This window comes from Kitasatospora sp. NPDC054795 (genome assembly GCF_053611565.1).
Genome location: NZ_JBSHAP010000032.1, coordinates 42,324 through 61,021 on the forward strand (window position 1 = coordinate 42,324; position 18,698 = coordinate 61,021).

Annotated in this window: 18 protein-coding genes and 1 pseudogene; 8 read left to right on the plus strand and 11 right to left on the minus strand. The window is 74.1% G+C overall.

Translation table 11 applies throughout. From position 1 onward, the window contains the following. Nucleotides 1–11 precede the first annotated feature (11 nt). Entirely contained in the window at nucleotides 12–1,082 is a 1,071-nt protein-coding gene (locus tag ACWGJO_RS14310; protein WP_452183679.1) for a metal ABC transporter substrate-binding protein, read from the minus strand. A 191-nt stretch (nucleotides 1,083–1,273) separates the two neighbouring features. On the opposite strand from ACWGJO_RS14310, the gene ACWGJO_RS14315 reads away from it, so the two are divergent. After that, nucleotides 1,274–2,656, plus strand: a complete 1,383-nt coding sequence (locus ACWGJO_RS14315; protein WP_359902988.1) for a glycine--tRNA ligase — start codon at nucleotides 1,274–1,276, stop codon at nucleotides 2,654–2,656. 165 nt (nucleotides 2,657–2,821) lie between these two features. Here ACWGJO_RS14315 and ACWGJO_RS14320 read toward each other — a convergent pair whose 3' ends face one another. The 6 genes from ACWGJO_RS14320 to ACWGJO_RS14345 form a co-directional block, all read right to left on the minus strand. Next, nucleotides 2,822–3,952, minus strand: a complete 1,131-nt coding sequence (locus ACWGJO_RS14320; protein ID WP_452183681.1) for a hypothetical protein — start codon at nucleotides 3,950–3,952, stop codon at nucleotides 2,822–2,824. 68 nt (nucleotides 3,953–4,020) lie between these two features. Further along, nucleotides 4,021–5,139, minus strand: coding sequence for a hypothetical protein (locus ACWGJO_RS14325; RefSeq protein WP_452183683.1), 1,119 nt, complete (start codon nucleotides 5,137–5,139; stop codon nucleotides 4,021–4,023). Next, nucleotides 5,136–5,714, minus strand: coding sequence for an NADAR family protein (locus ACWGJO_RS14330; RefSeq protein WP_452183685.1), 579 nt, complete (start codon nucleotides 5,712–5,714; stop codon nucleotides 5,136–5,138). Before ACWGJO_RS14330 ends, ACWGJO_RS14325 begins: the two co-directional genes overlap by 4 nt. A gap of 73 nt (nucleotides 5,715–5,787) precedes the next feature. Then, complete coding sequence (locus ACWGJO_RS14335; protein ID WP_452183687.1) at nucleotides 5,788–6,897, minus strand: threonine aldolase family protein; 1,110 nt, start codon at nucleotides 6,895–6,897, stop codon at nucleotides 5,788–5,790. A gap of 224 nt (nucleotides 6,898–7,121) precedes the next feature. Continuing rightward, a complete protein-coding gene (locus ACWGJO_RS14340; protein ID WP_452183689.1) occupies nucleotides 7,122–7,559 on the minus strand; it encodes a nucleoside deaminase in 438 nt (145 codons plus the stop codon). Then, nucleotides 7,556–8,365: an LLM class flavin-dependent oxidoreductase gene (locus ACWGJO_RS14345; RefSeq protein WP_452183690.1), complete on the minus strand. Its 810-nt coding sequence runs from the start codon at nucleotides 8,363–8,365 to the stop codon at nucleotides 7,556–7,558. The genes ACWGJO_RS14340 and ACWGJO_RS14345 overlap by 4 nt, the downstream gene beginning before the upstream one ends. 93 nt (nucleotides 8,366–8,458) lie before the next feature. On the opposite strand from ACWGJO_RS14345, the gene ACWGJO_RS14350 reads away from it, so the two are divergent. Continuing rightward, complete coding sequence (locus ACWGJO_RS14350) at nucleotides 8,459–8,905, plus strand: Lrp/AsnC family transcriptional regulator (RefSeq protein WP_359902968.1); 447 nt, start codon at nucleotides 8,459–8,461, stop codon at nucleotides 8,903–8,905. A gap of 138 nt (nucleotides 8,906–9,043) precedes the next feature. After that, the gene (locus ACWGJO_RS14355; RefSeq protein WP_452183719.1) at nucleotides 9,044–10,156 is read left to right on the plus strand and encodes a serine hydrolase domain-containing protein; all 1,113 of its coding nucleotides are present in this window, start codon (nucleotides 9,044–9,046) and stop codon (nucleotides 10,154–10,156) included. Nucleotides 10,157–10,210: 54 nt separating this feature from the next. On the opposite strand, the gene ACWGJO_RS14360 is transcribed toward ACWGJO_RS14355, so the two are convergent. Continuing rightward, nucleotides 10,211–10,444: a hypothetical protein gene (locus tag ACWGJO_RS14360; protein WP_452183692.1), complete on the minus strand. Its 234-nt coding sequence runs from the start codon at nucleotides 10,442–10,444 to the stop codon at nucleotides 10,211–10,213. Between the two features lie 159 nt (nucleotides 10,445–10,603). Between ACWGJO_RS14360 and ACWGJO_RS14365 the strand changes: the two genes are divergently transcribed. Then, entirely contained in the window at nucleotides 10,604–12,142 is a 1,539-nt protein-coding gene (locus tag ACWGJO_RS14365; protein ID WP_452183694.1) for a sensor histidine kinase, read from the plus strand. 82 nt (nucleotides 12,143–12,224) lie between these two features. Further along, on the plus strand, nucleotides 12,225–12,929 hold the full coding sequence (locus tag ACWGJO_RS14370) for a response regulator (protein ID WP_452183696.1): 705 nt from the start codon (nucleotides 12,225–12,227) through the stop codon (nucleotides 12,927–12,929). Nucleotides 12,930–13,097: 168 nt separating this feature from the next. Here the strand turns inward: ACWGJO_RS14370 and ACWGJO_RS14375 are convergent. After that, nucleotides 13,098–13,709 (minus strand): annotated as a pseudogene (locus ACWGJO_RS14375) (phosphatase PAP2 family protein); the annotation flags it as partial. A 118-nt stretch (nucleotides 13,710–13,827) separates the two neighbouring features. Between ACWGJO_RS14375 and ACWGJO_RS14380 the strand changes: the two are divergent. Then, nucleotides 13,828–14,457: an alpha/beta hydrolase gene (locus ACWGJO_RS14380; protein WP_452183698.1), complete on the plus strand. Its 630-nt coding sequence runs from the start codon at nucleotides 13,828–13,830 to the stop codon at nucleotides 14,455–14,457. 159 nt (nucleotides 14,458–14,616) lie between these two features. On the opposite strand, the gene ACWGJO_RS14385 is transcribed toward ACWGJO_RS14380, so the two are convergent. Then, nucleotides 14,617–15,840: an MFS transporter gene (locus ACWGJO_RS14385; RefSeq protein WP_452183700.1), complete on the minus strand. Its 1,224-nt coding sequence runs from the start codon at nucleotides 15,838–15,840 to the stop codon at nucleotides 14,617–14,619. 78 nt (nucleotides 15,841–15,918) lie between these two features. Here ACWGJO_RS14385 and ACWGJO_RS14390 point away from each other — a divergent pair, with 78 nt between their 5' ends. After that, nucleotides 15,919–16,281, plus strand: coding sequence for a MerR family transcriptional regulator (locus tag ACWGJO_RS14390; RefSeq protein ID WP_452183702.1), 363 nt, complete (start codon nucleotides 15,919–15,921; stop codon nucleotides 16,279–16,281). A 61-nt stretch (nucleotides 16,282–16,342) separates the two neighbouring features. Then, nucleotides 16,343–17,143 (plus strand): alpha/beta fold hydrolase, encoded by an 801-nt coding sequence (locus ACWGJO_RS14395; RefSeq protein WP_452183704.1) that lies wholly within the window; start codon nucleotides 16,343–16,345, stop codon nucleotides 17,141–17,143. A 40-nt stretch (nucleotides 17,144–17,183) separates the two neighbouring features. Here ACWGJO_RS14395 and ACWGJO_RS14400 read toward each other — a convergent pair whose 3' ends face one another. After that, nucleotides 17,184–18,686 (minus strand): MFS transporter, encoded by a 1,503-nt coding sequence (locus ACWGJO_RS14400; RefSeq protein ID WP_452183706.1) that lies wholly within the window; start codon nucleotides 18,684–18,686, stop codon nucleotides 17,184–17,186. Between the last annotated feature and the right edge of the window lie 12 nt (nucleotides 18,687–18,698).

Here is an 18,698-nt window from a genome sequence, read left to right on the forward strand (position 1 = left end):
GCTCGGTCCCGTCAGTTCGCGGGGGCGGGGGTGGCGGCGTCGGTCCCGGCGGTGCCGGCCGGGGCGGTGCCGGCCGGGGCGGTCCCGGTCGGGGCGCCGAGGGCGTCCCGGAGGTTGGCCAGGTTCTGCTTCATCACGGTCAGGTAGTCGTCCTTGGACGGGTCCTTGACACCCTCCAGCGGATCCAGGACGGCGGTCCGAAGGCCGAGGTCCTTGGCGACGGTCTCGGCGAGCTTGGGGCTGACCAGGGTCTCGAAGAAGACGGTGGAGACGCCGTTGTCCTTGGCGGCCTTCTGTACCGCGGCGAGGCGGGCCGGGGTGGGCTCGGACTCCGGGTCGACGCCGTTGATGGCGACCTGGGTGAGGCCGTAGCGGTCGGCGAGGTAGCCGAACGCGGCGTGGCTGGTGACGAAGGTCCGGGTCTTGGCGTCCTTCAGCCCGTCCCGGAACTCCTGGTCGAGCGCGGTGAGCCTGGTGACCAGCTCGTCGGTGTTCTTCCGGTAGTCCTCGGCGTGGGCCGGGTCGGCCTTGGCGAACTCGTCGCCGACGCTCTTGGCGATCGCCGCGTAGCGGGTCGGGTCGAGCCAGATGTGCGGGTCGCCGGCCGGGTCCTCGTGCTTGTGGCCGTCGGCCCCGTGGCCGTCGCCGCCGTGGTCGGCGTCCCCGGTGCCCTCGTCGAGGTGGTGGTCGACCAGCGGGCTGGCGGCGGTGGCGTCGATCTTGTGCTTGCTGGACGACTGCGCGACGGCCTGGTCGACGGTGGGCTGGAGGCCCTTGAGGTAGATGATCGCGTCGGCCTTCTGGACCGTGCCGACCTGCTTGGCGGTGAGCTCCAGCTCGTGCGGCTCGACGCCGGCGGCGGTCAGGTCGGTGACCGCGACGTGCTCCTTGCCGATCTGCTGGGCCAGGTACTCCATCGGGTAGAAGGAGGCGACGACCTTCAGCTTGCCCGAGCCGCTGTCGGCGCTGCTGCTGCCCCCGCAGGCGGTGAGGACGAGGGAGGCGGCGAGGGCGGTGGCGCCGAGGGCCATGGCGCGGCGGGTCCGGCGAGACAGTCCGAGTCGAGGCAGTCCGATCATCATGACAATCATTCTCATCTCACATGGAAATGATTGTCAAATCACTTGGACGGGTGAACGGAAGGTGACGGAGGGTGGGGGCGGCCGGACGATACCGATTTGAATCACGTACCCGTATGGCCGGTAACCTGAGGTATTCGGGTACGCGCAACCAGCCGTGCCCTGACCGTGCCGTACGTACTGAAGAGAGCACTGTGGCCGCCGACAAGATCGACACGATCGTCAGCCTGAGCAAGCGCCGTGGCTTCGTCTACCCCTGCAGCGAGATCTACGGCGGCACGCGTGCCGCCTGGGACTACGGGCCGCTGGGTGTCGAGCTCAAGGAGAACATCAAGCGCCAGTGGTGGCGCGCGATGGTCCAGGCCCGTGAGGACGTCGTCGGACTCGACTCGTCGGTGATCCTCGCCCGCGAGGTGTGGGAGGCCTCCGGCCACGTCGCCACCTTCAACGACCCGCTGACCGAGTGCCTCTCCTGCCACAAGCGCCACCGGGCCGACCACCTGGAGGAGAAGTACGAGGCCAAGCACGGCTTCCCGCCGCCGAACGGTCTCCAGGACGTCAACTGCCCCGACTGCGGCACCAAGGGCCAGTTCACCGAGCCCAAGGACTTCTCGGGCATGCTGAAGACCCACCTCGGTGTCACCGAGGAGGCGAGCGGCCTGGCGTTCCTGCGCCCGGAGACCGCCCAGGGCATCTTCACCAACTTCAAGGCCGTCCAGACCACTTCGCGCAAGAAGCCGCCGTTCGGCATCGCCCAGACGGGCAAGAGCTTCCGCAACGAGATCACCCCCGGCAACTTCATCTTCCGGACCCGCGAGTTCGAGCAGATGGAGATGGAGTTCTTCGTCAAGCCGGGCGAGGACGAGCAGTGGCACGAGTACTGGCTCCAGCAGCGCTGGGACTGGTACGTCGGCCTCGGCCTGCGCACCGAGAACATGCGCTTCTTCGAGCACCCGAAGGAGAAGCTCTCCCACTACGCCAAGCGCACGGTGGACATCGAGTACCGCTTCAACTTCGGTGGCAGCGAGTTCTCCGAGCTCGAGGGCGTCGCCAACCGCACCGACTACGACCTGCGGGTGCACAGCGAGGCCTCCGGCCAGGACCTGAAGTACTTCGACCAGGAGTCCGGCGAGCGGTACTTCCCGTACGTCATCGAGCCGGCGGCCGGCCTCAACCGCGCCATGCTGGCCTTCCTGATCGACGCCTACTTCGAGGACGAGGCGCCGAACGCCAAGGGCGTCATGGAGAAGCGCGTCGGCATGCGGCTCGACCCGCGCCTGGCCCCGGTCAAGGTCGCCGTCCTGCCGCTGTCGCGCAACGCCGAGCTGTCCCCGAAGGCCCGCGGCCTGGCCGCCGACCTGCGCACCGCGTGGAACGTCGAGTTCGACGACGCCGGCGCCATCGGCAAGCGCTACCGCCGCCAGGACGAGATCGGCACGCCGTTCTGCGTCACCGTCGACTTCGACACCCTTGAGGACAACGCGGTGACCGTCCGCGACCGCGACACCATGTCGCAGGAGCGCGTCTCGCTGGACCAGGTCAAGGCGTACCTGGGCGCGCGGCTGATCGGCTGCTAGCGGCCTCCGTCCGGCACGGCCCGGGAGCCCTCGTCCGCCCTGGTGGGGCGGACGAGGGCTCCTTGCCGTCCGGGGGTCGGGCCGCGGTCGGGCCGCGGTCGGGGACCGAGTGCAGTCCCTGGCCGTCCCCGGTCCGTCCCGCGGCCGTTCCCCGTGCGGCCGCCGCTACCGCCGTCCCCAGCGCGAGCGCGGGGCCGTGGGCGGGCGGGTCGGGAGGCCGGCGGTGCGCAGAGCCGCGAGCGTGGTGCGGTGGCGGGCCTCGTCGGCGAGCAGCGCGGCCAGCAGCTGCGCGTAGAGCCCGGAACTGCCGGCGCCGTCCAGGGCGGCGGCCAGCCGGACCACCTCGACGGGCGGGCGCAGGACGGCCAGTTCGCCCAGCAGGAGGGCGGCGAGCGCCGGCGGCAGCCCGGTCGCGAGGTCGGCGAGGTCGGCGGTGGAGCGGCCCGCGGCCTGGCGCAGCAGGGTCCTGACGTCGGCGGACCGGCCGTGCTGCTGGAGGCAGGCGGCCAGGGAGGTCAGCTCGGGCATCGGCGCGGACCCCCACTCCCAGAGCAGCGTCGCGCTGTCGGCGGCCAGCCCGGCCCGGTCCAGCGCGGAGAGCAGGCCGGGGACGGAGGCGGCCGGGTAGCCCCAGAAGGCGTGGAACACCTCGGCCGCCTCCTCCGCCAGGCCCAGTTCGCGCAGCTCGGCGAGCACGGTGACGGAATGGTCGGGTGCGGACCGGGCGATGCTGCGGGCGAGGAGGAGCGAGCCGCCGGTCGGACCGTACCGGGCCAGCATGCCGACCAGCAGCGCGGCGTCGGAGGGGGTGAGGCGGGCGGCGGCCGCGTCTATCACCCCGGTGGCCTCGGCGAGGGAGCCGGCCCGGTGAAGGGCGGTGATCCGCTCGGTGAGAGCGCCGAGGTCGGGCCGGGCGGGCGCCGGCTGCTGCTGAGGTGGCTGCTGCTGTCGCGGTGGCTGCTGAGCCGGGGCCTGTTGATGCTGCGGTGGCGGCGGTGGTGGCTGCTGCCGCTGTCTGATTCGGCTCTCCAACGCCTCCAGCTGGTCGCTGAGTTGGAGGCAGCGGGCGCCCAGGCCTTCGCGGAGCGTGCGGGCCTGGTCGAGCTGGCGCAGCAGCTCCCCGTCCGGCCGCTGGCGGCCCGGGGTGGCCCGTATCGCCTCGTTCAGGCGCCGTTCACGTTGGCTCGCGTAGCGGCTCGCACGGAGTAACTCGTCCAGTTCCGCGCGGAGTTCCTCGGCCTGCTGCTCGCCTTCCGGCCGCTGGCCTGCGGATTGTGCCGTCGGCCGCATGCGCATGATCGCCCCAACCTGTCCATCTGCACCCTGACTGTGTGACATCCTGGCGTCAGTATGTGGCGTGGGAGTTAAGAGTGCACGACCAGTCGTGTCCGAGTGGTGTCAAGGAGCGCGCAGACGGCGGTCGTTGCGAGAAGTGCGCCGGTCGCGCTCCGGAGGAGAGTCGCCTCGTAGTACGGGCCGGGAGCGAGCGCCGCGACGGCGTAACCGACCAGCGCGCCCACGAGAGCGGGCGGCAGGAGGCGCAGCGCGTCCCGGCGGACCGCCGCCCCGATCACCAGGAGCCCGGCCAGGGCGGAGAGTTCGGGCGTGCCGAAGGACTGCGCGTAGCGGATCGACAGGGCGGGGACGAGGAACAGCGCCAGTGCCCGGCCGACCGTCCCGGAGAGTGCGGCGGTGTACGGGCCGGGCCGCCCGCGCGGAATCCGGCGCGGAAGGGTACGGGTGGCGACGAGCACCGCCAACGCGGCCGCGGCGGACGGGAGATGGCCCCCGAGCCGGGCGAGGTTGTAGAGCAGCGCGGTGTCGTACAGCACCAGCATCAGCTGGCCGTACGCCCACAGGTCGAGCGCGAAGCGGAACGGGCCGCGGGCGGGCTCGGCGTCCGCTTCGGGTTCGCGTCGGGCCAGCCGGGCGATCAGCGGCGGTGTGAGGCAGGCCGCGAGCACCCGCAGGACGAGGTCGTCCGCGGTGTACGGGTTCCGCAGGTCCCACTCCACCGCGCAGAACGCCACCGTGTACGAGACGGCGGCGAGCGGGATCAACGGCGAGCGGGCCAACCGGACGTACAGCGCGCGGTCCAGCCGCCGGACGACGGCGACGAACGCCAGCAGTACCAGCGGCAGTTCGAGGAACGCCTGCACCCGGAGCACCGACGGCGCCAGGAGCTCCGGGGCCGGGAAGCGGGCGGCGAGGAAGTCCAGGCGGGGCACGTCGAACCAGCCGGGCGGCAGGTGGCGGGCGATGAAGGAGACGTCCCCGTGGTGCACCCGGTTCACGTAGACCGCGACGAGCACCTGGTTGAGGTAGATCAGCGCGACGACGGCCGCCAGCAGCGGCTCCGGCCCGTACGTTCCTTCCCGTCGTGCGGGCCGGGCCTTCCGCCGCAACACCACCGGCGCCAGGAGCAGGGCGGCGGCGGCCGAGGCCACCACCGTCCCGTCCAGCAGCGGAGCGATCGCGCTCATGCGGCCAACCGTGCCCGCGCCTCCATCAGGGCGAAGCCGAGCAGGTTCAACCCGCGCCACTCGGCGGGCTGTTGGGCCCGGATGTCGTCGGCGGCGAGTCCGATGCCCCAGATCCGGTCCAGCGGGCTGGCCTCGACCAGCACCCGGTCGCCCGTGCCCAGGAGGTAATCGCGCAGCGCCTCGTCCTGTCCGAACTTCGCGACGTTGCCCGCCACCACCAGCTCGAACCGGCCGGCCGCCCAGACCTCGTCGTCGAAGTCCTTGACCAGCCGCCCCAGCTTCTTCGCCTCGGCGGGGGTCCGGGCCGCGAGCACCCGCCGCGCGATCTCCTCGTCACCGAACATCCGGGCCTTGCCGGCCATCATCCAGTGCTCGGCGGAGGTGTAGGTGAGCCTGTCGACGGTGAACTCGCCGGGCCACCACTGGCTCAGGCACTCCTGGCGGGTGCCACCGCCCTTGCGCTCGGTGTGCCCCCAGAACATCACCCACTTCGGCCGCAGCCCGTCGGCCATCAGCGCGGTCAGCTCCTCGCGGCTGCGGACGGCGGCCAGGTCCCCCACGTGCATCTCGCTCATATCGTCAGTCTGACACAAAGGGGTGGTGGCCGCGAACCGTTTGACTGCGGCGTTCCTCGCGGGATCTCCGCCGTCAGCCCCTGGCCGCCAGCTCCAGGAAGCGCAGCCCGACCTCCGTCACCTGCTCCGCCGTCCACGCCTGCGCCGGCTCGCCGAGGCTGACCTCGGCCACGGCGAGGCCGGGGGCGGCGTCCTCCCAGTGAGGGACGAACCAGACGCCCTCCTGCTCGGCCAGAGCCAGGTGGGCGGCGTTCAGGGCCTCGGCCGGGTGCGGGAGCCAGAGTTGGTACTCGTGGGTGGGCGGCACCTCGGGATGCAGGCGGGCGCCGGGGAGCGCGGCCAGGGCCGGGGTGAGGGTGGACGCGGCGTGGCGGATCAGGCCGGGGATGCGGGGCAGCGCGGTGTCCAGGCCGTGGAGGGCGGCGATGGCGGCCGGCCACTGCTGGGAGAGCTGGCCGCCGTAGCGGTGGCGCCAGGTGCGGGCGTAGGAGGTGAGGGCCTTGTCGCCGGCGAGAGCGGCCCCGCTGATCCCGCCGAGGTCCTTGTAGTAGGAGACGTAGACGCTGTCGGCGAGGGCGGCGATCTCGTCGAGCCGCTTGCCGAAGTGGACCGTGGTGTTCCAGAGCCGGGCGCCGTCGAAATGCACCCGGGCGCCGGCCTCGCGGGCCGCCCCGACCAGGGCGGTCAGCTCGTCCCAGGTGGGGAGGAGGTAGCCGGGGTCGCGCAGCGGGAGTTCGACCGTCAGGGTGCCGAACGGCTCGCCCAGCGCGCCGAGTTCGCCGGGCGTCGGCTGCCGCTGCTCGGTGGTGGGCCAGAGGCCGCGCAGGCCGGTGAGCTGGGTGTAGGCGTGCCGCTCGTGCCGCTCGATGTGGCTGAGCGGGTGCAGGGCCACCGCCGCGTTGCCGGTGCGCTCGGCGTGGTGGCGCAGGGCCACCTGCTGGGCCATCGTCCCGGTGGGGAAGAAGACCGCGTCCTCCTTCCCGAGCAGTGCGGCGGTCCGTTCCTCCAGCTTCCGTACGGGCCCGTCGCTGCCGTAGAAGTCGTGGGGGACGTCCAGGCCGTCCAGGGCGGAGAGTTGGGCGAGGCGCTCGCGGATGCTGAGGACGCGGTCGCCGGAGAGGAAGCGCTTGCAGGTCATGCGGGCCGCGCGGCGCCGCTGGACCGCGCTCTGGTCATCGGTCATCCGGCGATTGTCGAACTCGTGACGCGGTCGGACCAACTGCTTTTCCCCAGGACGGGGCGGGCGCCGGAAAGGCGGTCCGGGCCGGGCTTGTCGGGGTGCACGTCCGCGTCGCCCTACGGCGCTGAACGGAGCCGTGCTCTCGGCCGGCGGCCGGCTCCTGCTGCTCTTCGTCCAGGGCCCGGGCCACTCGGGCTCAGCGCCCGGGGCTCCGGCGCGGCCGGGGCTCAGCGCGGGCCGTAGTAGGCCGTGATCGGGGCCCGGGCCTCGTCGGGCAGGGCCGGGCCGTCCGTCGGTACCGGTGTCCAGGCGCCCGAGTCGGGGTTGAGCTCGACGAGTTGCTCCGTGGAGAGCGCGTACACGACCCGGCCGATGCCGGAGCGGAGGATGCCGCCTTCGCACATGCCGCAGGGCTGGCAGCTGGTGTACATCGTGGTGCGCGCGGCGGTGTCGGGGGCCAGTTCGCGGGCCGCCCAGCGGGCGAGCTTCAGTTCGGGGTGGGCCGTGATGTCGTCGTCGCGCCGTACGGTGTTGTGGGCCTCGGCGAGGATCCCGCCGTCCGGGCCGGCGAGCAGGGAGCCGTACGGGGCGTCGCCCAGGGTGATCGCGTGGGCGGCGATGGCGAGGGCGCGGCGCAGCAGGGCCCGGTCGGCGTCGGTGATCACACGGCCCTCCACCGGGTGGCCACGGTGGTGAGGTCCTGCCAGGCCCGCTGCGGCCGACGGGTTTCCTCCGGGGCGCCGTGGTAGGGGTCGAGGACGACGGTCTCCGCGCCGAGATCGCGCAGGTGGCGGAGGTCGTCGAGGATCTGGTCGACGGTGCCGACGCCGGCAGGCCGCTCGGGGTCGTCGACCGGCGTGCTGGTCGGCCGCAGGGCGATGCGGGGCGCGAACCCCGGCATCGGGTGCTCGGCCAGGACCGACCGCATCCGGGCGAGGGGCAGCCGCAGCGGGTGCCAGGCGTCGCCGAACCGGCGTGCCCGCCGGAGCGCGGCCTCGCTGTGGCCGCCGACCCAGACCGGTACCGGCCGGCGGTCGGGCTCCTCGGCCCGGGCGTCGCGCAGGGTGCTCAGGTACTCGTCGGTCAGTCTGCCGCGCTCGCCGAACGGCACACCGAGGGCGGCGAACTCCCGGCGGGCCCAGCCGACTCCCACGCCGAGGACGAACCGGCCGCCGCTGAGCCGGTCGAGAGTGTCTGTCATCCGCGCCACCAGCAGCGGGTTCCGGTAGGGCAGGATGAGCACGGTCGTGCCCAGCCGCAGGTTCGGGGCGACTCCGGCGAGCCAGGACAGCGTGGTGAAGGGCTCGTAGAACGGTTCCGGGTACCGCTCGGCGACGTCCGGGGTGACCGCCACGTGGTCCGACACCATGAGGAGGTCGAAGCCGAGGCCCTCCGCGGTCCGGGCCCACTCGCGCAGCACGCCGGGGTCGGTTCCCGGGCCGAAGTTCGGTACGTTGACGCCAAGTTGCATGCTTCGAGGCTATCCCCGCGATCATGGTGGACGGAACGGGGTTCTCCCGCTGTGACCGGCGGATCGCCGTGGTTCTCCCGGTAGATTCGCGTCATGGCCGTGAATCTTGACGACACCGACTGGGCGATCATCGAGCAGCTGCAGCGGGAGGCGCGCATCTCGCTCAGCGAGCTGGGACGGCGGGTGTCGCTGAGCGCGTCGGCGACCACGGAACGGGTGCGGAACCTGGAGTCGCTGGGCGTCATCACCGGCTACCGCGCGACGGTGGACCTGGCGAAGGTCGGCTACCCGGTGCTCGCCGTCGTCCGGCTGAAGTACCCGGGCAACCGGCACGAGCCGCTGCGGCGGCTGCTCGACGAGCGGCGGGAGATCCTGGAGTGCCTGCGCACCACCGGCGACGACTGCTACACCCTGAAGGTGGCGGCGACGTCCATGGAACACCTGGAAACCCTGGTGGACGAGCTGGCCGGCTTCGGCAGCACCACCACGAGCGTCGTCTACAGCCGGACGCTGCCGCTGCGGGGACCCGGCCGGCCGTGACGCCGGCGGAGGTGCTCCCTCGATCGGGGGAGGCCGGCCGTCCGCCGCGTGGCCAGACTGGCGATCGTGACCGGGAGCTGTTCCCGATCCCCACGATCCCACAGGAGTTGACCCGTGCGTCGTTCGCGTGTCCGCCACATGGCACTCGCCCTCACCCTCTCGACCGCCGCGGCCGTCGGGGCGCTGACACCGTCCGCGGCGTCGGCCGCGTCCGCCGCGGCCCCGCCGGACGTCGTGCAGCAGGGCCTGAACGCGCTGGTGCGGACGGACGGGGTGCCCGCCGCGCTCGCGACCGTCCGGGACGGGCGGGGCCGGACCCGCGGCTACACGGCAGGGGTGGGGGACCTGGCCGCCGGCGCGAAGGTCCCCGTCGACGGGCAGGTGCGGATCGGCAGCAACACCAAGACCTTCACCGCCGTCGCCGTGCTCCAGCTGGTGGGGGAGGGGAAGGTCGACCTCGACGCCTTCGTCGACACCTACCTCCCCGGCCTGGTCCGCGGCGAGGGCGGGGACGGACGCGGCATCACCGTCCGGCAGCTCCTCCAGCACACCAGCGGCCTGCCCGACTACGAGGGGCTGCTGGACGAAGCCTCCCTCCGCCACCGGTACTTCGAGCCCCGGGAGCTGCTGGACCTCGCCCTCGGGCAGAAGCGCGTCTCCGCGCCCGGGGAGAAGTTCGGCTACAGCAGCACCAACTACGTGCTGGCCGGCCTGATCGTCCAGCGGGTGACCGGCCGGCCGCTCGCCGAGGAGATCGACCGGCGGATCGTCCGGCGCATCGGGCTGCGGCACACCTACTTCCCGGCCGCCGGCGACCGGACCATCCGGGAAGCCCACCCCAAGGGGTACCGCAAGGAATCCGCCGACGGGCCGCTGACCGACTTCACCGAGCTGGACCCGTCGGCGGGCTGGGCGGCCGGGCAGATGATCTCCACCAACGCGGACCTCGACCGCTTCTTCACCGAACTGCTGGTCCCGGACCGCCTGCTGCCCGCCGCTCAGCTCGCCCAGATGCGCACCACCGTCCCGGTCGGGGACAGCGGCATGGGCTCCGGGCTGGGCCTCTTCAGCCGGCCGCTGTCCTGCGGCGGGGTCTACTGGGGGCACGGCGGCGACATACCTGGCTACGAGACCCGGGGTGGCGTCACCGACGACGGGCGGGCCGTGCACATCGCGGTGACCACCGTGCCGACCGACTACGCCGTCACCCGGCACCTCGAAGACGTCGTCGACGCCGCCCTGTGCCGCTGAGGCGCCCGCCGAGCCGGTGCGCGGTCGGCCCGTGCGCGGTCGGCCCGTGCGCGGTCAGGAACGGCGGTGGTTCCCCTCGTCGCCGATCACGCCGTTTCCCCCGTGGACGGACAGGCTGGAGTACGTCGCCCGCATTCGCGAGGCCTGCGCCGTCCGCTGCCGCTCGATCAGCAGGCCCTCGGCGCCGTCGGCCTGGTGCCGCCGGGCGCGATCCCGGAGCACCAGGAAGACCGTGGCGCCGACGATGGTGCCGGCGAGCGCGAGCAGGAACACCATGACGAGACCCATGTCGTCGTCCTTCCCCCGGTTCGAGTGCGTCCAACCCGTTGTCCCGTCGTACTGCACGGGCGTGCGCACGTATCGGGCATGTCGGGTGATCGTACCCGGATCCTCGGGCATGACTTTCGACAGATCCGCCGGGGCGGCGGCCCTCGTAGGGTCGTGGGCATGCGGATGAGTGGGGCGGTGCTGCCCGTGGTCGCGTCGGTGTGCATCGGGCTCGGTGTCACGAGCCTCTGGTGGGCGCTGCCGGCGATCGGGTTCTCCTTTCTGGCCGGGTTGCGGACGGAGCGGGTACGGCCGGCGGCGGTGGTGTTCGCCGTCCTGGTGGCGGCCGGGGTGCTGGTAATCGGATCGGTGCCCTCCTGGATCGTGCTGGGCCTGCGGTTCGTGGCGCTCGCCGTGAGCACTGGGATGGGCCCGTGGCTGCTGGGCCGGTTCTGGCGGCAGTCGCAGGAGCTCGTGCGCGCCGGCTGGGAGCGCGCCGAGCGGCTGGAGCGCGAGCAGCAACTGGTCGCCGAGCAGGCCCGACTGCGCGAGCGGGCCCGGATCGCCCAGGACATGCACGACGCCCTCGGGCACGACCTCAGCTTGATCGCCCTGCGCGCCGGGGCGCTCAAGCTCGCCCCCGGCCTGGCCCCGCCCCACCGGGAGGCCGTCCAGGAGATCCGCTCGGGCGCGGCCGCCGCCGTCGACCGGCTCGGCGAGGTGATCGGCATCCTGCGGGACGGGGACGAGAACGACGCCGGGCCCGCCGCGGCCCACGGGCCGGCCGACTCGGACATCCCGCACCTCGTTGCCGACGCGGCCGCCGCCGGCCTGGACGTCCGCTCCGAGATCACCGGCCGGTCGGACGGGCTCCCACGCGCTACCGAGCACGCCGCGTACCGGGTGGTCCAGGAGGCGTTGACCAACGCCGCCAAGCACGCACCCCGAGCGGCCGTCACCGTGGAGGTGGCGTACTCGGCCGACGGCGCCCGCCTCCGGGTGGCCAACGGCCCCGCGCCCGTGCCCGCGCCGCTCGCGCCCGCGCCGTCCGTGCCCGCGCCGCCCGTGCCTGTGCCGTCCGTGCCCGCGCTCACGCCCGCGTCGCCCGTGCCGGCCGCCCCCGGGGCGGTGTCGCCGGCGCCCGCGTCAACCCCGCGCGGCGCAACGCCCACCGGTGGCCGCGGCCTGGTCGGGCTGACCGAGCGCGTTCGGCTCGCGGGCGGCACCTTCGCCCACGGGCCCCGCCCGGACGGCGGGTTCGAGGTCGTGGCCGACCTGCCGCGCCGTCCCGCCGGGCCCGTCCCGCCGGTGCCCGCCGTCCCGCCGTCGCCGGTGCGCGAACTGCGGCAGGCCCGGCGCAGGGTGGGCCGCACCCTGGCCGCGGTGGTGCTCGTCCCGCTGGCGACGGCCGTGCTGCTGACCGTGGCGCTGCGAGTATGGACGTTCTACGTGGTCAGCCTGTCGGTGCTGGAGCCGGAGGTCTTCGCCTCCCTCCAGGTGGGGCAGGACCAGGCCTCGGTCGAGCGTCTGCTGCCGGGCCACCGGCTGCCGTACCGTCCGCCGAGTGGGCCGTCGACGCCCGCACTGCCGTCCGGGGAAGGAGTCTCGTGCGTGCACTACGCCATCACCTCCCAGCTGTTCGTGGACCGGGCCGGCGACGCCTACCGGCTCTGTTTCCAGGACTCCCGCCTGGTCTCGCGCGACGTGCTCGTCTCCTGACCTGCCGCCGCACCCGCCTCCCTTCGTCTCCACTCCCACTCCCATCCCCGCCCCCGCCCCGAGCGACCGACAGGAGCCACCGATGACCACCGCACCGATCCGGGTGCTGCTCGCCGACGACGAGCCCATGATCCGCGCAGGGCTGCGCGCGGTGCTCGCCACCGACCCGGGTATCGAGATCGTCGCCGAGGCCGGGGACGGCCGGGAGGCCGTCGAACTGGTCCGGAGCCACCGGCCCGACGTCGCGGTGCTGGACATCCGGATGCCCGGGACGGACGGCATCACGGCCGCCGCCGAGATCCGCCGGAACGGCCTGGCCACCGGAGTACTCATGCTGACCACCTTCGGTGAGGACGACTACATCCTGCGCGCGCTCAGCGGCGGCGCGAACGGCTTCCTGATCAAGTCCGGCGAGCCCGAGGAGCTGCTCGCCGGGGTCCACGCGGTGGCTGGAGGGGCGGCCTACCTCTCACCCAAGGTGGCCGCCCGGGTGGTCGCCCACCTGGCCGCCACCGGGGCCGGCGGCCCCGCCGACCGGCGTGCCGGCGCCCAGGACCGGGTGGCCGCCCTGACCGCCCGGGAACGGGACGTGCTGACGCTGATCGCCGCCGGGCTGTCCAATGGTCAGATCGCCCGCCGGTTGGGCGTGGTGGAAGGCACTGTGAAGGCCCATGCGAGCTCCATCCTGGCGCGGCTGGGGGTGGCCAACCGGGCGGCCGCCGCCGTCCTCGCCCATGAGGCCGGGCTGACCCTCGGCGCGACCTGCGCGGGCGGCCCCCGGGACTGAGGTCGCCGCGCCCGTGCCCGGTGCCGGCGCCGGTGCCGACAGCAGCAGGCCGAGGACCGGCACCCCGGCCAGGGCCGTGACGGCGGTGGTGGCCGCCGGCCGCAGGGCGAGGAGCGCGGCCGCCGTCACCGTGCCGCCGAGTGCGGCACCGGCGAGCACGTCGTGCGGGTAGTGCACCCCGGCCGCCACCCGCAGCGCGGCCGTGGCACCACCAACGGGTATGAGCAGCGGCGCCCAGCGCGGGCGCAGCAGCACCAGCCCCGTCGCCAGCGCGACCGCCAGGGTGGCGTGGTTGCTGGGGAACGACCAGTCGCCCGGCGGCGGACACGCGGCGCCCGCCGTGCCCGACAGCCCGACCAGGGCCCGGCAGGGCCGCTCCTCGTCGAGGAGCACCTTCAGCACCTCGCTCGCCCCGTACGCGAGCACCGTGCCGACCCCGACCAGGGCCACCCCCGCGACCGCCCCGGCGGCCCGCCGGGCCCGGGCCGTCCACCAGCAGAACGCCAGCAGCAGCCCCAGTACCAGCAGCCCGGCCTCGGTGGCCGGCTCCGCCAGCGAGGCCACCGCGCGCGGAGCCTCGCCGACGGCCTCGGCCACCCGCCGGTAGCCGTCGGCCGACCACCCGGCCGCCACCCGCACCGGCCCCGCCCCGCCACCCCGCTGCGGCGCCAGCCACGCCACCACCCCGGCCCCCGCACAGAGCACGGCCGCGGCGAGGACCGGCCCGGGCATGGCCCCCGGTGCGCCGGTCTTCCTCGAATTCCTGTCCGTGTACGTCATGGTCCGGACGGTAGAAGCCGAACAGCCCTTTCCACCCGACCCGAAAGTCAAGCGGTGCCCCTGACGATGGTCGGGGTTGACAGTGCGTCACGTCGTTTCGGCCACGTAGTCTGCGGCCATGTCCGCCCGAGACCCGCTCGCCGTCCCCACCCGCTTCGACGGCGACCCCGACCGGGTCGCGCTCGTCGTCCCCGGGGTCGGGTACACGCCCGCCAGGCCGCTCCTCCACTTCGCCCGCGCGGCGCTCCTCCGGCACGGCTGGACGGTCCAGGAGCTGTGGTGGCAACTCCCGGACAAGTTCGCCGAGTTCGCGCCGGAGGAGCGGATCGCCCGGGTCGAGCGGGAGGTCGCCGGGGCCGTCGACGCCGAGGGCGGCGCCTGCCGCCTCCTCGTCGGCAAGTCCCTGGCCTCCTTCGCCGCCGGCCTCGCCGCCGACCGGAACCTCCCGGCGGCCTGGCTGACCCCCGTCCTGACCTCCGGCCCCGTCGCCCGCGCCCTTCGCCGGGCCACGGCCCCGACCCTCCTCGTCGGTGGCGGCGCCGACCGGATGTGGGACCGCCGGACGGCGGAATCGACCGGGCACGAGGTCCTCGAACTGCCCGCCGCCGACCACGGCCTGGAGCTGCCGGACGACCCCCTGGGCTCGATCGACCTCCTGCGGCGGGCCACCTCCCGACTGGACCGCTTCGTCGCCGCCCTGGGCACCGGGCGGCAGCCCGAACCCGGCGGGCGGCTCCGGGGGCGGTAGCGCAGGGCCGGGAGAGGGGAGAGTGGGCGCCGGGAACGGGAGTCGGAGGATCGTCCAGGAGCCCGGGTGGATCAGCGGACTTCTTCCTCCCGATGTCGTCGTTCATGCGCCCCGCGGTACGGCGGGCCGTGCGGCGCCCGCGAGGAACGTGCGGCGGGTTCACGCGGAAGAGCGGTCGCCGCGCCGTGCCGGGAAGCCGTGCCGCCGGCCGCCGAGGGTGGCGGCCAGGGAAGCGGCCAGGAGGGCAAGGGCGGACCAGGGCAGCGCGGTCGGGCCGACGTGGTCGAGGAGGAGGCCGCCGGCCAGGCCGCCGGCGGCGATGCCGAGGTTCCAGCAGGTGACGAGCAGCGATTGGGCGATGTCCCCGGCCGGGCCGGCCGCGTCGGCGACGGCGGTCTGGAGGAGGGTGGCGACGCCGCCGAAGCCGAGGCCCCACAGCGCGGCGGCGGCGTAGGCGGGCCAGGCGGTCGGGCCGAGCAGGGCGGCGGCGAGGAGCAGGGCCGCGAGGGCGAGGAGGACGGAGGCGGCGACGGTCAGGGGGCGCAGGTACCGGTCGATCAGGACGCCGGTGCCGAGGATGCTCACCAGCGAGGACAGTCCGATGACGAGCAGGACGGTGTCCGTCCGGCCGTCGAGCCCCAGCGGTGCGAGCAGCGCGGCGACGTACGTGTAGAGGACGTTGTGGGCGAGGACGAAGGTCGCCGTGACGGTCAGGACGGCGGCCACGCCCGGCGTCCGCAGCACCCGCCGGACGGGGACGCGGGCCTGGTCGGCCCGGCCGGGCAGCGGCGGGAGCACGAGCAGCATCCAGCCGGTCAGCGCCGCGGCTGTGACGCTCATCAGCCCGAAGGTGGCCCGCCAGCCCACCAGATCGGCGAGCAGGGTGCCGGCGGGCACGCCCACCGACAGGGCGACCGTCGAGCCGGTCATGGCGACGGCCATCGCCCGTCCGCGCTGCTCCGGTGCGACGATGCCCCGGGCGTACCCGGCCAGCAGCGCCCAGAGCAGCCCGGCGACCAGGCCGGCCGCGAACCGGGCGGCCATGGTGAGCGGGTAGCTCGGCGAGACGGCGGTGACCGCGTTGGCCGCGGCGAAGCCGCCGACGGCGAGCAGCAGCAGCCGCTTGCGCGGCAGTCGTCCGGTGACGGCGGTCAGTGGGACGGCGGCCGCGATGGAGCCGACCGCGTAGAGCGTGACGGACTGCCCTGCGGCGGACTGGCCGACGCCGAGGTCGGCGCTCATCGCGGGCAGCACTCCGGCGGGCAGGGCCTCGGTCATGATCGTGACGAAACCGCCGGTGCTCATGGCCAGCAGCGCGGGCCAGGGCAGCCTCGGCGCGGGGGCCGCCGGCCGTTCGGGGGTTCGGAGCTCAGGAGTGGGCATGGGCCCGATCGTCTATCGTTGACATTCGTGTCAAGGTCCAGCCGGGACGGAAGCGGCCCGGGGTGAGGGTGGTCACACATGCGCATCGGTGAACTCGCCCGGCGGGCGGAGACCACTCCGCGGCTGCTGCGCTACTACGAGCAGCAGGGGCTGATCACGCCGCGCCGGGAGGCGAACGGCTACCGCGCGTACGACGAGTACCTCGTGGAGCGGGTGCTGCAGATCCGCGGGCTGCTGGACGCGGGGCTGCCGACCCGGATCATCAAGCAGATCCTGCCCTGCCTGGACACCCCGCGGACGATCCACTTCGCCGACGCCACACCGGAGATGCTCGAAACCCTGGCGTCCGAGACCGACCGGATGACCCGCCGGATCCTGTGCCTGACGCGCAACCGGGACGCCATCCGGGAGTACCTGGACGTGGTCAAGCGCCTCTCCTGACCGGCTGACCGGACATCGCCGCTTGACCTTGCCACCGGTGTCACAGTTGGACGCTGCTGCCATGACCGACACGACCTCCGCGATCCACCACACCGCCTTCGGTGACGGCACCCCGATCGTCCTGATCCACGGCTACACCGTCGACCACCGCGTGCTGCTCCCGCTCGAACCCGCCTTCGCCGACCGTCCCGGCTGGCGCCGCCTCTACCTCGACCTCCCCGGCCACGGCGCCAGCCCCCGACTGCCGGGCCGGGCCTCGGCGGGCGTCCTGGCCGAGGCCGTCTCCGGGTGGATCGAGGAGCAGGTCGGCCGACAGCCCTTCGCCGTGGTCGGGCAGTCCTTCGGCGGCCAGCTGGCCCGGGCGGTGACCGCGCGGTTCGGCGAACAGGTGCTGGGCTCGGCGCTGCTGGTGCCGGTGGTGCGCTGGGGTGCCGACCGCGCCCTGCCCGAGGAGTCCGTGGTCGAACGCGACGACGAGCTCCTCGCCCGCCTCCCGGCCGCCGACCGCGAGCTGTTCCGGTGCGTCATGGCCCGTCACACCGAGGCGAGTTGGGAGCTCTTCGCGCGGTACGTCCGGCCGGGCTGGGAGGCGCACGACCGGGCGGCCGCCGCCGAGCTCGAAGCCGACTTCCTGCTGCCGCACCGGCCCGAGCACCGGGCTCCGCAGCACCGCGGCCACCACCTGCTGGTCACCACCCGCCAGGACGCCCTGGTCGGCTGGCGCGATCAGCTCGCCCTGCTCGACCACTACCCGCGGATGGCCGCCGCCGTCCTCGACGGTGTCGGCCACAACCCCCAGGTCGAGGCCGCCGAGGCCGTCCGCACCCTGTTCGGCCGCTGGCTCGACGCACTCCGGGGCTGAGACCGGCCCCGGGAGCGCCGGCGGCCCCGCAGGCCGGGGTTCAGCCGATGGAGCGGGGGAGACGGGTGGTCAGGTGGAGGATGGTGAAGGAGCCGAGGAGCTGGATGCCCAGGCACAGGGCGAGGGCGCGGTCCATGCCGAGGACGGGGGAGAGGGAGAGGTAGAGGGTGCCGAGGGTGGCGACGCCGAGGGCGAGGCTGGACTGCTGCCCGGTGGCGAGGACACCGCTGCCGACGCCGGCCCGGGCGGCGGGCACCTTGGAGAGGACGACCCGGAACAGCGGGGTGCCGATCAGGCCCTGCCCGATGCCGGCGAGGGCGACGCCCGGGGCCATCCGCAGCGGGGAGAAGTGCGACCAGTCGGCCAGGACGGTCAGGGCGAGGGTGGCGAGGCCGGTGGCCTGGACGACGGCGCCGGCGCTGAGCACCCTGCTGCCCCAGCGGCCGATCAGCCGCGGGCCGGCCAGCGAGGCGCAGAAGTAGCCGACGGCCATCGGGACGAGCGCCCAGCCGGCCGCGACCGGGCCGAGCCCGAGACCCTGCTGGAGGGCGACCGCGATGACGAACATGAAGCCGCCGAAGCCCGCGAAGTAGGGGAGCGCGATGCCGAGGCCGCGTCGCATCTCCGGGATGCGCAGCAGGGACGGCGGCACCAGCGGGGTGTCCCCGCGCCGCTCGGCGCGGCGTTCGACGGTACCGAAGGCGACGGCGAGGACGGGGAACAGGGCCAACAGCACCCAGGACCAGAGCGGCCAGCCGGCGGCACGGCCCTCCATCAGCGGGATGAGCAGGGAGAGCAGCGTGGCGGTGAGCAGCACGGTGCCGGGGACGTCGACCCGGGCGGCCGTGGCGGCCCTGTTCTCCGGGACGTAGCGGACCGCGAGCACCACGGCGAGCAGCGCGAACGGCACGTTCAGCAGGAACACCGAGCGCCAGCCGGTGCCGAACAGGTCGGCGGCGACCAGCATGCCGCCGAGCACCTGCCCGATCACCACCGAGATCCCGCCGACCGCGCCGTAGACGCTGAGCGCGCGGCCGCGCCGGGCGCCCTCGGTGGCGGCGGTGATGGTGCCGAGGACCTGCGGGATCAGCAGTGCGGCCGAGGCGCCCTGGGCGGCCCGGGCGGCGACCAGGGACCACGCGCCGGGGGCGAGGCCGCAGGCCAGTGAGGTGACGGCGAAGGCGACGGCGCCGACGACGAAGAGCCGGCGGCGACCGTAGTTGTCGCCGAGGCGTCCGCCGAGGACGAGCAGCACGGCGAAGGCGATGCCGTAGCCGGCGGCGACCAGTTCGAGGACGGCGGGCCCGGCGGCCAGGTCGTGGTCGATGGTGGGCAGGGCGACGTTGACGATGAAGAAGTCGAGCATCGGCAGGAAGGCGCCGAGCAGGACGGTGACCAGCCCGGCGGTGCCGAGGGTGGCGGCGGGGCCGGTGGGAGCGGTGGCGGGGCCGGCCGGTCCCGGGGCGGAGGTACGGGCGGCCGCGGCGGCGGGGGTGGCGGCGGTGCGGCTCGATGCGGGGGCGGCGGCGAGTTGTCGGGTCACGGGTCCTACGAT

Excerpts from the sequence above, each read along its gene's own strand:
- ACWGJO_RS14310 (WP_452183679.1), bottom strand. The coding sequence starts at position 1,082 with ATGATGATCGGACTGCCTCGACTCGGACTGTCTCGCCGGACCCGCCGC.
- ACWGJO_RS14320 (WP_452183681.1), bottom strand. The coding sequence starts at position 3,952 with ATGCGCATGCGGCCGACGGCACAATCCGCAGGCCAGCGGCCGGAAGGC.
- ACWGJO_RS14325 (WP_452183683.1), bottom strand. The coding sequence starts at position 5,139 with ATGAGCGCGATCGCTCCGCTGCTGGACGGGACGGTGGTGGCCTCGGCC.
- ACWGJO_RS14330 (WP_452183685.1), bottom strand. The coding sequence starts at position 5,714 with ATGAGCGAGATGCACGTGGGGGACCTGGCCGCCGTCCGCAGCCGCGAG.
- ACWGJO_RS14335 (WP_452183687.1), bottom strand. The coding sequence starts at position 6,897 with ATGACCGATGACCAGAGCGCGGTCCAGCGGCGCCGCGCGGCCCGCATG.
- ACWGJO_RS14345 (WP_452183690.1), bottom strand. The coding sequence starts at position 8,365 with ATGCAACTTGGCGTCAACGTACCGAACTTCGGCCCGGGAACCGACCCC.
- ACWGJO_RS14350 (WP_359902968.1), top strand. The coding sequence starts at position 8,459 with ATGGCCGTGAATCTTGACGACACCGACTGGGCGATCATCGAGCAGCTG.
- ACWGJO_RS14355 (WP_452183719.1), top strand. The coding sequence starts at position 9,044 with ATGGCACTCGCCCTCACCCTCTCGACCGCCGCGGCCGTCGGGGCGCTG.
- ACWGJO_RS14360 (WP_452183692.1), bottom strand. The coding sequence starts at position 10,444 with ATGGGTCTCGTCATGGTGTTCCTGCTCGCGCTCGCCGGCACCATCGTC.
- ACWGJO_RS14365 (WP_452183694.1), top strand. The coding sequence starts at position 10,604 with ATGCGGATGAGTGGGGCGGTGCTGCCCGTGGTCGCGTCGGTGTGCATC.
- ACWGJO_RS14370 (WP_452183696.1), top strand. The coding sequence starts at position 12,225 with ATGACCACCGCACCGATCCGGGTGCTGCTCGCCGACGACGAGCCCATG.
- ACWGJO_RS14380 (WP_452183698.1), top strand. The coding sequence starts at position 13,828 with ATGTCCGCCCGAGACCCGCTCGCCGTCCCCACCCGCTTCGACGGCGAC.
- ACWGJO_RS14385 (WP_452183700.1), bottom strand. The coding sequence starts at position 15,840 with ATGCCCACTCCTGAGCTCCGAACCCCCGAACGGCCGGCGGCCCCCGCG.
- ACWGJO_RS14390 (WP_452183702.1), top strand. The coding sequence starts at position 15,919 with ATGCGCATCGGTGAACTCGCCCGGCGGGCGGAGACCACTCCGCGGCTG.
- ACWGJO_RS14395 (WP_452183704.1), top strand. The coding sequence starts at position 16,343 with ATGACCGACACGACCTCCGCGATCCACCACACCGCCTTCGGTGACGGC.